Annotated in this window: 11 protein-coding genes; 4 read left to right on the plus strand and 7 right to left on the minus strand. The window is 64.5% G+C overall.

Features of this window, described 5'->3' with window-relative positions:
- Positions 1–495: 495 nt before the first annotated feature.
- Positions 496–1,503 (plus strand): DUF3592 domain-containing protein, encoded by a 1,008-nt coding sequence (locus ABIA96_RS17630; protein WP_354138314.1) that lies wholly within the window; start codon positions 496–498, stop codon positions 1,501–1,503.
- Between the two features lie 56 nt (positions 1,504–1,559).
- On the opposite strand, the gene ABIA96_RS17635 is transcribed toward ABIA96_RS17630, so the two are convergent.
- Positions 1,560–2,189, minus strand: coding sequence for a glutathione S-transferase family protein (locus ABIA96_RS17635; protein ID WP_354138315.1), 630 nt, complete (start codon positions 2,187–2,189; stop codon positions 1,560–1,562).
- 354 nt (positions 2,190–2,543) lie between these two features.
- Between ABIA96_RS17635 and ABIA96_RS17640 the strand changes: the two genes are divergently transcribed.
- On the plus strand, positions 2,544–3,701 hold the full coding sequence (locus ABIA96_RS17640) for a BBP7 family outer membrane beta-barrel protein (RefSeq protein ID WP_354138316.1): 1,158 nt from the start codon (positions 2,544–2,546) through the stop codon (positions 3,699–3,701).
- A gap of 256 nt (positions 3,702–3,957) precedes the next feature.
- Here ABIA96_RS17640 and glpK read toward each other — a convergent pair whose 3' ends face one another.
- Entirely contained in the window at positions 3,958–5,460 is a 1,503-nt protein-coding gene (gene glpK / locus ABIA96_RS17645; protein ID WP_354138317.1) for a glycerol kinase GlpK, read from the minus strand.
- Positions 5,461–5,775: 315 nt separating this feature from the next.
- Between glpK and ABIA96_RS17650 the strand changes: the two genes are divergently transcribed.
- Both ABIA96_RS17650 and ABIA96_RS17655 read left to right on the plus strand, forming a co-directional pair.
- A complete protein-coding gene (locus ABIA96_RS17650) occupies positions 5,776–7,134 on the plus strand; it encodes an MBOAT family O-acyltransferase (RefSeq protein WP_354138318.1) in 1,359 nt (452 codons plus the stop codon).
- Positions 7,135–7,136: 2 nt separating this feature from the next.
- Positions 7,137–8,030 carry a hypothetical protein gene (locus ABIA96_RS17655; RefSeq protein WP_354138319.1) on the plus strand — a complete coding sequence of 298 codons (894 nt, stop codon included), beginning with the start codon at positions 7,137–7,139 and terminating at the stop codon, positions 8,028–8,030.
- A 6-nt stretch (positions 8,031–8,036) separates the two neighbouring features.
- Here ABIA96_RS17655 and ABIA96_RS17660 read toward each other — a convergent pair whose 3' ends face one another.
- The 5 genes from ABIA96_RS17660 to pimA all read right to left on the minus strand — a co-directional run bounded on the left by ABIA96_RS17660 (position 8,037) and on the right by pimA (position 14,393).
- Complete coding sequence (locus ABIA96_RS17660) at positions 8,037–8,810, minus strand: SDR family NAD(P)-dependent oxidoreductase (RefSeq protein ID WP_354138320.1); 774 nt, start codon at positions 8,808–8,810, stop codon at positions 8,037–8,039.
- 158 nt (positions 8,811–8,968) lie between these two features.
- A complete protein-coding gene (pimD, locus tag ABIA96_RS17665) occupies positions 8,969–10,111 on the minus strand; it encodes a pimeloyl-CoA dehydrogenase small subunit (RefSeq protein ID WP_354138321.1) in 1,143 nt (380 codons plus the stop codon).
- A gap of 214 nt (positions 10,112–10,325) precedes the next feature.
- On the minus strand, positions 10,326–11,516 hold the full coding sequence (pimC, locus tag ABIA96_RS17670; protein WP_354138322.1) for a pimeloyl-CoA dehydrogenase large subunit: 1,191 nt from the start codon (positions 11,514–11,516) through the stop codon (positions 10,326–10,328).
- Between the two features lie 16 nt (positions 11,517–11,532).
- Positions 11,533–12,720 (minus strand): acetyl-CoA C-acyltransferase, encoded by a 1,188-nt coding sequence (locus ABIA96_RS17675; RefSeq protein WP_354138323.1) that lies wholly within the window; start codon positions 12,718–12,720, stop codon positions 11,533–11,535.
- On the minus strand, positions 12,717–14,393 hold the full coding sequence (pimA, locus tag ABIA96_RS17680) for a dicarboxylate--CoA ligase PimA (RefSeq protein ID WP_354138324.1): 1,677 nt from the start codon (positions 14,391–14,393) through the stop codon (positions 12,717–12,719). The genes ABIA96_RS17675 and pimA overlap by 4 nt, the downstream gene beginning before the upstream one ends.
- Positions 14,394–14,439 lie beyond the last annotated feature (46 nt).

The raw sequence follows: 14,439 nt of genomic DNA on the forward strand, positions 1-14,439 counted from the left end.
CCGTCATCCTGAGGCGCGAACCATGCGACGCGACGCGTCGCGTGGGGAGCCTCGAAGGATGAACGGCCGATCTAGCAGTCGGGCCGTCGCCCTTCGAGGGCCGCTGAAGAAGCGGCCACCTCAGGGTGACGGTGATGGAGCTTTCCTCAACGCAACGAACTCAAATCGCAAAAACAACCCCATGCACAGTAGAGATGGGATTGAAAGGCTTGAAGCCTTTTCGGTCTTACCGAAAATCACTTGCTCCGTCGGGCAAAACAGCTGTATCAATGCATGATCGGGTGTCGCGTCCGGCAGACACTCTCCGCCAAGTCCGCCGCGCACAACTGCTTCACCACGTCATTGCGAGCGCAATGGCGTGTGGCGAGAATTGCGACGCCTCACCCCTTCGGCAGCGCCAGCGGCTGCATGATCTCCTTGAACGGCGCCAGCGCCGTGAACGCAACGCGCGCTCGCCGCGACCAATGGCAGTCGCCGTCGGAGAGCAGGAATCAGATGCTGGATGCCCAGGGATTGATGTGGACGCAGATTGCCGCCGGCATCTCGGCGCTGCTGTTTGGATTGATGTTGTTCAATCTGGTCCGCATGCGGGGCCGGATGCAGGCCGCGCGGAGCTGGGAGAAGGTCGAGGGCATCATCACGGTCTCCAGGGTCGACCAACCGGCGACGCACGTCTCGGACGATCAGAACGACGCCAAGCCTGTCGTCCGCTATCGCTATCATGCTGGCGGCGAGGAGCTTGAAAGCGACAAGGTCTTTGTCGGCGGCATCGCCATGACGACAAGGGTGCTCGCCGCCAAACTGGCCGGACGATATCCGGTCGGCGCCCATGTCGACGTCTATGTCGATCCGGCGTGCCCGGCCGAAGCGCTGCTGGAACCCGCCGAAGCGCAGAACGTCGCGGCGCTCGTGGCATTCACGATCGTGTTCGGTTTCATTGCCGCCACCCTGACCGCTCATTCGCTCGCGGGGCACGTGCTTTACGCCGACAAGGGCGTTCCGCTGTTCGTGTTCGCGCTGCCGATCATCGTGCTCGTGGCCGGCGTGTTCTGCATCGCCGAGTATGTCAGCACGCGCCGGCTGGCGAGCGCCAGCCTGCGCTGGCCGACCGCGGCCGGCAGGGTTACCCGTTGCGCCGTGATCGAGGAGATCATCGAGGACAAGGGCAGCGACGACGACAAGTCACGGACCAGCAAGTTCCAGCACCGTTATCAGGTCGACCTCCGCTACGCCTACAAGGTCGGCAAGCGCGACTTCACCGGCACCGAAGTCAATTGGGGCGGCACCATGATCTCCGGGCTGCGCGAGGTCGCGGAAGAGGCCGCGGCGAAATATCGTCCCGGGCAAAACGTCAAAGTTTATTACGATCCGGAACGGCCGGGACATGCGGTGCTGGAGCCCGCAAGCCGGGAAGGGGCGCTGGGGCCGCTGATCGGTGCCGCGGTCTGCGCGATCGTCGGAGGCCTTTTCCTGACATTGCTGATCAAGGTCGGGTTCGCATAGCGGCGCTTGAGGTCATTCCGGGCGAGAGCGCGCATCCCGGAATGACACCATGGGACTCACCCCTTGGGCGGCGCCAGCGGCTGCACGATCTCCTTGAACGGGGCCAGCGCCTCACAGCGCTCGGCATGTGCCGCCAGCGCTGGATAGCGCGCAGCGTCGAACAGCTGCGGATGCGCCTCGCGGGTGAAGCGGACGACGCAGGCGACCGCGATATCGGCGTGGCCAATGCTGCCACCGAGCCAGTACGGCGTCACTACTTTCGCGCGCTCGGTTTCCAGCGCGCCGAGCACGTCGGCGATCTGTGCCCGGCAGCGCTCGACCCATAGCGCAAGTTGTTCCTTCCGCAGCACGCGCTCGTAGAGCAGGCTGACCGCCTTGTCGCCGAGACCGCAGGCGAGCGCGCAGATCCGCAGGTGCTTCCGCCGATCGACGCCGCTTCGCGGCAGCATCGCCTTGTCCGCACCGACGAGCTCATCGAGATAGTCCAGAATGATCGTGCTCTCGATCAGCGCCTCGCCGTCATCACACACCAGCGTCGGCACCCGGCGCAGCGGATTGTACGGCGCGATTCTGTCGGCATCGCCGAAGGTCGACCACGGCCTGTGCTCGAAGGCGAGCCCGTAAAGCCGCAACGCAACCGCGACGCGGCGGACGAAGGGGGAATCATATTGGCCGATCAGGAACATCGTTCTCGCTTCTCTGGCGTTGGACAAGGCAGGGCCGTTCAGTTCACCGCCAATTCGCGGCGTCCGCAACAATTATCCTGGAAGGGAAAGGCACCGCGGGCCACATCTGCGCCGTGGCCGTAGCTCGCGCTCCGTCATTGCGAGCGCAGCGAAGCAATCCAGAATCTTTCCGTGGAGACAGCCTGGATTGCTTCGCTATGCTCGCAATGACGGCGCGGAGAGAGCGCGTATACCCCATTCGACAGCGAGACTTTACGGCAACAGCTGCCGGTTTCCTTCGACGCCCCTGTCAACTCCGCCTTGCCGAACAAAATGTCGCATGGTTCCATCCTAGGGAAGCCTGGGGGAACGGCCATGAATCGGCGAGCAATCTGCAGCGCATCGATTGGGATGGTCCTGGCCGCGACGGCGTTTGGCGGAACGAGCGCATGGGCCGCAGATTTGCCGCTGAAGGCTCCGCTAAAATCGATTGATTTCAATCCGTTCTGGGCGGAGGTCGACTATCTCGCCTGGAGCGTGACCGGCGACAAACTGCCGGCGCTGGTGACCACGGCGCCTGCCGGTACGCCGCTCGGCGTGGCTGGCGTGTTGGGGCAACCGACCACGACGGTGCTGTTCGGCGATTCCAGCGTCAACAAGGACTGGCGCTCGGGCGGACGGGTCACCGCCGGCTACTGGTTCGATCCGCAGCGGAGCCGCGGCATCGAGGCGTCGTTCTTCGGGCTGGAGAATATCGGGACCGGCTTTGCGGCCGACAGCAACACTTTTCCGATCCTGACCCGGCCTTTCTTCAACGTCGCGACCGGGGGGCAGGACTCACTGATCGCGGCTTTTCCGGGGATCAGCACCGGCAGCGTCAACACCAACGAGACCTCGCGCCTGCTTGGCGCCGGCGCGCTGTATCGCCAGGACCTCGGGATGTGGAGCGGACAACGCGTCAGCGCGCTGATCGGCTATCGCTATCTGCGTTCATCCGACACGCTATGGATTACCGACACCAGCAACGCCCCGGCCTTCGGCACATTCATCCCCACCGACAATTTCAAGGCGGCGAGCAATTTCCACGGCGTCGATCTCGGCCTCACCGGCGAGTGGCGCAACGGACCGTGGTCGCTGGAATGGCGCGGCAAGGTCGCGCTCGGTGCCAATCTCAACACCGCCGATATCTCGGGCGCCACGACCAGCACCATCTTTGGCGTCACCACGACGACCGCGGGCGGATTCCTGACCGCGCCCAGCAATATCGGCCATTTCGATCAGACCCGCTTCGCCGTCGTACCGGAGATCTCGCTGAAAGCCGGCTATCAGGTCGCACCTGGCTGGCGGCTCATGGCCGGCTATGACGTACTGTACTGGACCGGCGTGCAGCGCGCCGGCGGGCTGGTCGACACCAGCGTCAACCCGACCCTGGTGCCGGGCCCCGGCATCGGACCGGTGCGGCCACTGCCGATGTCAAACACGACGAATTTGCTGGCGCAGGGTTTTAGCTTCGGCGTGCGGTATAATTATTGAGGGCGTTGCAACCCGCCGCGCGATGATATGTCGGTTCGAAAAGCGACGGCGTCGCCCATACTCCGTCATTGCGAGCGAAGCGAAGCAATCCAGAATCTTTCCGCGCGGGCAGCCTGGATTGCTTCGTCGCAAGAGCTTCGTCGCAATGACGGTGGAAAGAGCCGTGTAGCCCGGGTGGAGTGCAGCGTAATCCGGGATTCGGTCAGCGGGTAAGAAAGCCCCGGATTGCGCTGCGCTCCATCCGGGCTACGAAGTGCTACTCCCCCTCGTCGCTCGCGAGCACGCCCTTCACGGCGCGGGCCCAGCCCGCAAGCTTCCGATCCCTTGTCGCCTCGCTCATGTTCGGCTTGAAGCGATGCTCAAGGCGCCAATTGTCAGCAAACTTTGTTGGCTCGGGATAGACGCCGGCCTGGAGGCCGGCGAGATAGGCGGCGCCAAGTGCCGTGGTCTCCTGGATGACGGGGCGATCGACCGGCGCGTCGAGGAGATCGGCGAGGCGCTGCATGGTCCAGTCCGACGCCGTCATGCCGCCATCGACGCGGAGCACGACGCTCGCCGTTTCCGAGCTCGGCCAATCCGCGCGCATCGCGGCCCACAGATCGAAGGTCTGGTAGCAGACGCTTTCGAGTGCGGCATGCGCGAGCTCGGCCGGACCGGTGTTGCGGGTGAGGCCGAACAGCGCGCCGCGCACGCGGGGATTCCAGTAGGGCGCGCCCATGCCGACGAAGGCCGGCACCAGATAGACGCTCTGCATCGAGTCCGACTGATCAGCAAGAGGTCCGGTCTCGGCGGCATGCTTGATGATGCCGAGGCCGTCGCGCAGCCATTGCACGGCGCTGCCCGCCACGAAAATCGAGCCTTCGAGCGCGTAGGTCCGTTTGCCGTCGAGCTGATAGGCGATGGTGGTGAGCAGCTTGTTCTTGGAGACCACGGGCGTGGTGCCGGTGTTGAGCAGGGCAAAACAGCCGGTGCCGTAGGTCGACTTCATCATGCCCGGACGGAAGCAGGCCTGGCCGATGGTCGCGGCCTGCTGGTCGCCGGCGATGCCGGAGATCGCGATCGCGCCGCCGAACAGGTCCGGCGTGGTCTCGCCGAAGCGGGCGGAGGAATCCTTCACCTCGGGCAGCATCGAGCGCGGCACGCCGATGATCTCGAGCAGTTCGTCATCCCACTGACCGGTGTGGATGTTGAACAGCAGCGTGCGCGAGGCGTTGGTGGCGTCGGTGGCGTGCACCTTGCCGCCGGTGAGGCGCCAGAGCAGATAGCAATCGACGGTGCCGAACATCAGCTCGCCGCGGGCGGCACGCGCGCGCGCGCCGGGGACGTGATCGAGAATCCAGGCGACCTTGGTGCCGGAGAAATAGGGATCGATGATCAGGCCGGTCTTTTGCGAGATCAGCGGCTCGCGGCCATCTGCTTTCAATTTGGCGCAGATGCCAGCGGTGCGGCGGTCCTGCCAGACGATGGCGCGGTGCACGGCCTGGCCCGTGGTGCGGTCCCACACCACGGTGGTCTCGCGCTGGTTGGTGATGCCGATCGCGGCGATATCTTTTGCCGTGATGCCGGCCTGCCTGATCGCATCGCGGCAGACCGTCACGGTCGAAGTCCAGATGTCCTCGGGCTCGTGCTCGACCCAGCCCGAGGCCGGAAAATGCTGCGGAAACTCCTGCTGCGCGCGGGCGGCAATCGAGATGTCGCCGCGAAACACGATCGCGCGCGAGGAGGTGGTGCCTTGGTCGATGGCGAGGACGAAAGACATGGAAGCGCCCTTGGTGATTCCCCCGAAGGGGTCATTGTGTCGCGCCAAAGAAACGGGATTGCCGGCAAGAGGTCAAGGTGGGATGCGAGAGGCGCGTTGCCCCTTCCTTCTCCCCTTGTGGGAGAAGGTGGCAGGGATTCTGTCGGTGCGTTCGCTAAAAGTTGGACATGGGGATAGAAACCCCTCACCCGTCTCGCCGCTTCGCGGCGATCCACCCTCTCCCACAAGGGGAGAGGGAAAAAAGCAGACCCGGCCGGGAGACTAGGACGGCGGGAGCGAAGATGGTACATGCCGGACCGGGTAGTACGGGGCGGCATGACATTCACTTCAATTCAGTTCGGCATCTTTGTTGCGGTCGTGTTTGGTGCCTATTATTTGCCGCCGTTGCGCCGCTTCCAGGTCCAGCTGCTGGTGCTCGCGAGCCTGGTGTTCTATGGCTCCGGCCAGCCGGCCCTGCTGCCGCTGCTGCTGCTCGCCGTGCTCGGAACCTATCTCTGCCTGGTGCTGGCGTTCGACAACCGCGCGGTCTGGATGCCGGCCGGCATCGTCTTCAATCTCGCGCTGCTGGCGTTCTTCAAATACAAGCTGCTGTTCATCGACCCGGCCGCAGCCCAGCTGACCGGCGTCGCACCGATCGACGTCCTGCTGCGGCTGCCGTTGCCGATCGGCATCTCGTTCTTCGTGTTCCACAATATCAGCCTGCTGGTCGACCTGACGCGCGAGAAGCGGCCGCCACGCTTGCGCGATGTGTTCCTCTACATCATCTTCTTCCCACAGCTCGTGTCCGGGCCGATCACGCGCGCGGGCCAGTTCATGCCGCAGATCGCGCCCAAGCGTCTCGCTGACGTCGATGTCGTGGCGGCCGCAAAATGGATCCTGGCCGGCTTCTTCTTCAAGCTCTACGTCGCGAACAATCTCAACGAGATGACGTCCTACATGGACTATCCGCTCTACGAGGCCGTGGCGACGCCGGACCGCTGGCTGCTGGTGTTTCTCTACAGCTACCAGATCTATGCCGATTTCTTCGGCTACTCTGCGATCGCGCTCGGCCTCGGGCTGCTGTTCGGCTACCGCCTGCCCGTCAATTTTGACCTGCCCTACATCTCGGTCTCGTTCTCCGAGTTCTGGACCCGCTGGCACATCTCGCTGTCGACCTGGCTCAGGACCTATCTCTACATCCCGCTCGGCGGTAACAGAAAAGGGCCTATTAGAACCTGCCTCAATCTGATGATCGTGATGACGCTCGGCGGGCTCTGGCACGGCGCGAGCTTGAGCTACGGGCTGTGGGGCATGCTGCACGGCCTGCTGCTCGTCGTTGAGCGCCCGTTTCTGACATTGCTCGGCGAAGCGGGCCCAGCGGTCCGGGTCGTCCGCATGGGCGCGGTGTTTTTCTGCGTGACGATGCTGTGGATCTTCTTCAAGCTGCCGAACTTCGAGCACGCGCTCGGCTATCTCTCGGGCATGTTCTCGCCGACTGACAATCCCAATCCGACAAAGCTGTTCCGCAACATGGCGCTGCTCTACGCCCTTCCCGTCCTGATCCAGCACCTTGGCATCGGTGCTCTCCTGAGCGGAAAATTGCGGCGATGGGAGCCATATCTCTATGGTGCGCTCGCGGCGATGGCCTGGCTTGAGGCCGGACCGGACGCCGCCTTCATCTATTTCCAGTTCTGACCATGCAGCAATCATCACAGCATTCATGGCTGATCAAATGCGCTTGCGTCGCCGCAATGTTGCTGCTGGCCTGCGGCCTTGCCACCGCGCGCTTCGGCTCCGCGCTGCAACAGCCGACCGTCACGACCCGCGACGGCAACATCATCACCCTCAACCGCTATGTCCGGGAACCCATGCCCGACCTCGTGCTGGTCGGCAGCTCGGTCGCCTGGCGGCTCAAGGAGGAATATTTCTCGCGAGCCGGCGTCCGCAATCTTGCTCTCGCCGGCGGCTCGCCGGTGACCAGCCTCGATATCGTCGCGAAGCAGAAAAGCCTGCCGAAGATCGTGCTGATCGAGACCAATGTTCTCACGCGCCTGCCCGACGAGGCACTGATCCGCAAATTCTCCGGCGGCGCGGGCACCGAGGCGCTGTTCCTGCGCCCGGTGCGAACGGCCGTCGCCGCCTACGAGACGTGGAATCACGCGCCGCCGAATCCTGAGCAGGCGCGCGCCGAGCGGGATCACCTGCTCAGCGAGCCGCCGAGCCCATTCGACAACAAGATCTATCTCGACCGTGCCGTGCAACAGATGAATGACGACGACCCCACCATTCCGGCGCGGGTGAATGTGGCGCGCATCAAGGAGCTCGTCGACGACATCGAGCGGCGGGGATCACGCGTCTTCCTGCTCGAGATTCCCTTCGCGGCGGAGATCGAGGACTCCCGCATGGTCAGGATGAGCAAGGCGATCGTCCACGCCGCCTTCCCGGATCGCGCGCGTTGGCTGCCGATCCATCCGCCGATGGACGAATTGCGCTGGGCCGACGGCGTGCATCTCGACGAGAGATCGGCCCTGCTCGTCGTGCGCGCCATCGAAAGCGCCCTGGCCGAGCGCGGCGGCACCCGCGGCCGGTAGCGGCGACTACACCGACGCCGTGGTCACGCCGCCATCGATGACGATGGTCTGTCCGGTCATGAAGCTCGACGCATCCGAGGCGAGATAGGCGACTGCGCCGGCGATCTCGTCGGGCTCGCCGATGCGGCGCAACGGGGTGGTGGCGGTGCGGCGTTTGAGATTCGCTTCGTCTTCCCACAGCGCGCGGGCGAAATCGGTCTTCACGAGGCCGGGCGCGATGCAGTTGACGCGAACGCCTTTCGGGCCCCATTCGCCGGCAAGCGAGCGGCACAGCGCGAAGTCGGCAGCCTTCGAGATGCCGTAGGCGCCGATCACGGTCGAGCCGCGCAGGCCGCCGATCGAGGAGATGATGACGACCGAACCGTTACCACGCTCCGCCATCTGCGGGATCGCGAGCGCCGAGAGCCAGATGTTGCTCTTGACGTTCGAGCCCATGATCTTGTCAAAGGCCTCGTCGGTGATGTCGAGCAGCGGGCCGTAATACGGGTTCACCGCCGCGTTGCAGACCAGGATGTCGATCTTGCCGTAATGCTTGATCGTGCCCGAGATCAGCGCCTCGACCTCGGCCTTGCGCGCGATGTTGCAGGGGATGACGGTGGCATCGCCACCGGACGCATTGATGCCGTCGGCGACTTCCTTGCAGGCCTCGGCCTTGCGCGAGGAGACCACGACCTTGGCGCCGAGTTTTGCCAGCAGTTCGGCCGAGGAGCGGCCGATGCCGCGGCTGGAGCCGGTGACCACGGCGACTTTGCCGGTGAGATCGAACGGGGTGTTTTTCATTGTTGTTGCCTCGTTGACGCCATTTACTCGGTGTCATCGCCCGACTTGATCGGGCGATCCAGTATTCCAGAGACGGCGCGGCTAGAACCGAGAAGCCGCGGCGTACTGGATCCCCCGCTTTCGCGGGGGATGACAGTCTTCGTGTGGTCTAGATCAACTCAGATCAACCCGCCGCCATCCGCGACGCGGCGCTGGTGGTAGTCGGTGTCGCCAAAGGTGTTCTCGATCATGGTCAGGCGCTTGAAATAGTGGCCGATCTTCGCCTCCATGGTCATGCCGATGCCGCCGTGAAGCTGGATCGCCTGCTGTCCCACGAATTTCAGCGACTTGCCGATCTGCACCTTGGCCGCAGCGATGGCGTTGGAGCGCTCCCTGGCGTCCGCGAAATCACCCGCCATGGTCGCGAACATCGACATCGAGCGCGCCTGCTCGGCCGCGACGAACATGTCGGAGGCGCGGTGCTGCAGCGACTGGAACGAGCCGATCGCGACGCCGAATTGCTTGCGCGTCTTAATGTACTCGACCGTGGTCTTGAGCGATTCATCCATCAGGCCGACCGCTTCGGCGCAGAGCGCGACGCGCCCTTCGTCCACCACGCGTTCGATCAGCGCGAGGCTATCGTCGGGATTGCCGATCGCCGCGTCCGCGCCGACCTCGACACCCGTCAAGGTGATGTCGGCGGCATGGAGGCCGTCCTGGGTCGGGTACGATTTCTTCGTCACGCCCTTGGCATTCGCCGGGACCAGGAACACGCCGACGCCGGTCGTATCGCGGCGGCCGCCCTTGGTGCGCGCGGTGACGATGAGGGTGTCGGCATTCTCGCCGTTGAGCACGACGAATTTTTCGCCGTCGATGACCCAGCCGTCGCCCTTCTTCTTCGCCGTCGTGGCGACATCGAACAGGTCGTAGCGCGAGTTCTTCTCGAGCTGGGCGAAGGCGAGCGTCTTGCTGCCGTCGACGATGCCGGGCACATGCGCGGCCTTCTGCGCATCAGTGCCGGCATGGCGCAGGAAGCCGCCGCCGATCACGACGGTCGCGAGGTAAGGCTCGAGCACCAGCGCTTTGCCGAGCGCTTCCATCACGATCATGGTCTCGACGCCGCCGCCGCCGAAGCCGCCATCGGCCTCCGCGAACGGCAGACCGAGCAGGCCCTGCTCGGCGAGCTTGCCCCAGACGGCCTGGCTCCAGCCGCCCTTCTCCTTCATGTATTTCTTGCGGCTCTCGAAATCGTAGGCATCGGTCAGCAGGCCGTCGATGCTGTCCTTCAGGAGCCGCTGCTCCTCGTTCAAATCAAAATCCATCTCTGTTTCCTCAAACTAACAAATGTCCGCGTTGCGTGGGGTGCCTCTTCACCTCGCCCCGCTTGCGGGGAGAGGTCGGATCGCCTCGGCGATGCGAAGCATCGTCCGGTGCGATCCGGGTGAGGCGGTACCGCTCTCTCGACAATCTTTACCGGGAGAGAAGCCCCTCACCCCGCCCTCTCCCCGCAAGAGCGGGGCGAGGGAGAAGAAAGCATCACAATCCCAGCACCGCCTTGGCGATGATGTTGCGCTGGATCTCGTTGGAGCCGCCGTAGATCGAGACTTTGCGGTTGTTGAAGTAGCTCGGCGCGATCTGGGCGGTCCAGTCCATCGCTTCGTTCGAGCCGTCGTCACCGTGCACGTCATAAGGCGCGGCGAACGGGCCGATCACTTCCATCAGCAGCTCGGTGGTGGTCTGCTGGATCTCGGAGCCCTTGATCTTCAGCACGGACGAGGCCGGATTGGGCTTGCCCTTGCCGTGCTTGCCTTCGTCGGCGACGACGCGGAGCTGCGTCAGTTCGAGCGCCTTCAGCTCGATCTCGCACGCCGCGAGCTTCTCGCGGAAGGCCGCGTCCTGGATGATCGGCTTGCCGCCGGATTCGACCTTGGAGGCCAGATCGCGGATGCGGCGCAGCCGCTCCTTGGAGACGCCGACGCGGGCGATGCCGGTGCGCTCATTGCCGAGCAGGAATTTTGCGTAATCCCAGCCCTTGTTCTCCTCGCCGATCAGATTCTCGACGGGCACCTCGACGTCATCGAAGAAGACCTCGTTGACCTCGACGCCGCCGTCGATGGTCTGGATCGGGCGCACCGTGACGCCCTTCGACTTCATCGGGAACACGATGAAGGAGATGCCCATCTGCTTCTTCGCATTATTGTCGGTGCGGCAGAGGCAGAAGATCATGTCGGCGTGCTGGGCCAGCGTGGTCCAGGTCTTCTGGCCGTTGATGATCCACTTGTCGCCCTTGCGCTCGGCTTTCGTCTTCAGCGAAGCGAGATCGGAGCCGGAGCCGGGCTCCGAAAAACCCTGGCACCACCAATCGTCGACATTGGCGATACGCGGCAGGTATTGCTTCTTCTGCGCTTCATTGCCGAAGGTGTAGATGACCGGGCCGACCATGCTGACGCCGAAGGCGAGCGGCTGCGGTGCCGGATAGGACTGCAGCTCCTCGTTGAAGATGTAGTGCTGCACGGAGCTCCAGCCGGTGCCGCCATACTGCGTCGGCCAGTGGCTGGTGCCCCAGCCCTTCTTGTTGAGGATGCGCCACCACGTCACCATCTCGTCCTTCGAGAGGTGGCGGCCCTCGACCAGCTTGCGCCGCGTATCCGGCGGCACGTTGTCGCGGAAGAATGACCGCACTTCCTCGCGAAACGCCTGCTCTTCCTTCGTGAATGCGAGATCCATCGGATCCTCCTGTGAATTACTGCAAAATCTCGAACAAGCCGGCCGCGCCCATGCCGCCGCCGACGCACATCGTGACGACCGCATATTTCGCCTTGCGGCGGCGGCCTTCGATCAAGGCGTGGCCGGTCAGGCGCGCGCCCGACATGCCGTAGGGATGGCCGACCGCAATCGCGCCGCCGTCGACGTTGATCTTGTCGGGGTCGATGCCGAGCTTGTCGCGGCAATACAGCACCTGCACCGCGAAGGCCTCGTTCAGCTCCCAGAGGCCGATGTCGTCGACCGTCAGGCCATGACGCTTGAGCAGACGCGGCACGGCGAAGACCGGGCCGATGCCCATCTCGTCCGGCTCGCAGCCGGCGGAGACGAAGCCGCGGAAGATGCCGAGCGGCTGGAGGCCGCGCTTGGCCGCTTCCTTGTCGCTCATGATCACGCTGGCGCTGGCACCGTCCGAGAGCTGGCTGGCATTGCCGGCGGTGATGGAGAAACCTTCGCCGCGCACAGCCTTGAGCCCGGCGAGACCTTCAGCCGTGGTCTCGGGGCGCGGACCTTCGTCCTGCGACAGCGTCACTTCCTTCATCGACACCACGCCGGTGGCCTTGTCGGTGACCGCCATCTGCGTGGTGATCGGCGCGAGCTCGTCCTTGAACTTGCCGCCCTGCTGCGCGGCGGCCGTGCGGCGCTGACTCTCCAGCGAATATTCGTCCTGCTTCTCGCGCGAGATGCCGTAGCGCTTGGCGACGATTTCGGCGGTGTCGATCATGGGCATGTAGACCTCGCCCTTGATCTTGAGCAGCGCCGGATCCTGGGCGTGGAAGCCGTTCATCTTGTCGTTCTGCACGAGGCTGATCGACTCGCCGCCGCCGCCGACCGCGATCTCGACGCCGTCGAAGATCACCGAACGTGCGGCCAGCGCGATCGCCTGCAGGCCCGAGGCGCACTGGCGATCGATGGTGGTGCCGGCGACGGTGACGGGCAAACCAGCCCGGAGCAGCGCCTTGCGCGCGATGTTGCCACCGGTCGAACCCTGCTGGAGCGCCGCCCCCATCACGACGTCCTCGATCTCCTTCGGATCGACCTTGGCGCGCGCGACGGCTTCGCCAATGGCATGGCCGAGCAGGGTCGCACCCTCGGTGGCGTTGAGCATGCCGCGATAGGCCTTGCCGATCGGCGTGCGGGCGGTGGAAACGATGACGGCGTCGGTCAAGAGCGACCTCCTGGTTGCGTGGATTGTGATGGTTTCCGCTGCTGGCGCAATTCGTGGCGCGACAGCTTTCCAACCGGCGTGCGCGGCAGATCGTCGACGAACTCGACTTCCGCCGGCAGTTCGTGCTTGCCGACCTTGCCGGTGAGCTGCGCGCGCAGCTCGTCGAGCGAGAACGGCTTTGCGTCCGGCTTCAGCTTGATGAAGGCTTTTGCGGCCTCGCCCCGATACGGGTCGGGAATGCCGAGCACGATCACCTCGTGCACGCCTGATACGGTGTAGATGGCCTGCTCGATCATCTGCGGGTAGACGTTGAAGCCGCCGGAGATGATCATGTCCTTCTTGCGGTCGACCAGGAAGAAGTAACCGTCGGTGTCGACATAGCCGATGTCGCCGGTAAGAAAGCGGCCGTCGGAGAAATACTCCGCGGCTTCCTTCTGCTTGTTCCAGTAACCCTTGGTGACATTCGGACCCTTGATGCGGATCTCGCCGACTTCGCCCGTCGGCAGCACCTTTGAGGGGTCTTCCAGCGAGACGACGTCGAGCTCGATGCCCGGCAGCGTCAGACCGATCGAGCCGGGCTTTTCGGGACCAACGGGCGGATGGCCGGTGCCGGGCGAGCAGGTCTCGGTCATGCCCCAGCCGCTCTTGAGCTTCTTGCCGACCTTGCGTTCGAAGAAGCTTGCAACCTCGACCGGCAGCGGCGCGCCGCCGGAGCCGATGGCGACCAGCGAGGAGAAGTCGCGTTTGTCGAGATCGGGCAGCGCTGCGATCGCGATCCACATCGTCGGCACGCCCGGGAAATAGGTCGCGCGCTTGACCTCGATGTCGCGCATCACGGCTTCGACATCGAAACGCTGATGCAGCGAGATCAGATTGCCGCGGCTGAGCGACGACAGCAGCACGACGGTGAGCGCATAGATGTGAAACAGCGGCAGCACGCAGATCACGCGCTCGACGGCCGCGCCACGCGCCGCGCGCGTCGGCAGACCCCAGACCTCGTAGATCGACACCGCCGAGGTGAGATTGCCGTGCGTCAGCATGGCGCCCTTCGGCAGGCCGGTGGTGCCGCCGGTATATTGCAGCAGCGCGACGTCGTCGACCGCAACAGCGGGCCATTGCGCCGGCAGCGGCGCCCCCTCGACGAAGGCCTTGAAGGTGACGATGCGGGGATCGTTGGGGATTGCCGCCTGCGGTGTGCCGACCTTGCCCCAATCGTCGTCCTCGCAGACGACGAGGCGATCGATCAGCCCCTTCTCCAGGAATTTCAACGCGGTCGGGAGCAAGGCCCGGAGGTTCGAGGTGACCAGCAGGCGCGAACCGGAATCGGAAACCTTGTGCGTCAGCGCAATCTCGCCATCGAGCGGCGAGAGATGCGCGACCCGGGCGCCAGCCTTCAGCGCGCCGAAGAAATTGACGGGATGGTCCGGCGTGTTGCCGAGGAACAGCGCGACGGAGGTGTTCTTGCCGCAGCCGGCGCGCAGGAACGCTGCAGCCGCGCGCTCGGCCATTCCCGCGAGTTCGGTATAGGTGATCGGACGATCGCGAAACTCCAGCGCGGTCCGCGGCCCGTAATTCGCGGCGGCCGTCGAGAGCAGGTCAGGCAGCGTGCCCTGGACGATAGTGTCGTCCCAATGCACGCCCTCGGGGTAAAACTGTTCGCCGGGATGGGTCATTGCGTCCTTAAACCACACTAGCTGTCATTCCGGGGCGCGACGAAGT

It is taken from the genome of Bradyrhizobium sp. LB11.1, from assembly GCF_040549385.1.
GTDB lineage: Bacteria > Pseudomonadota > Alphaproteobacteria > Rhizobiales > Xanthobacteraceae > Bradyrhizobium.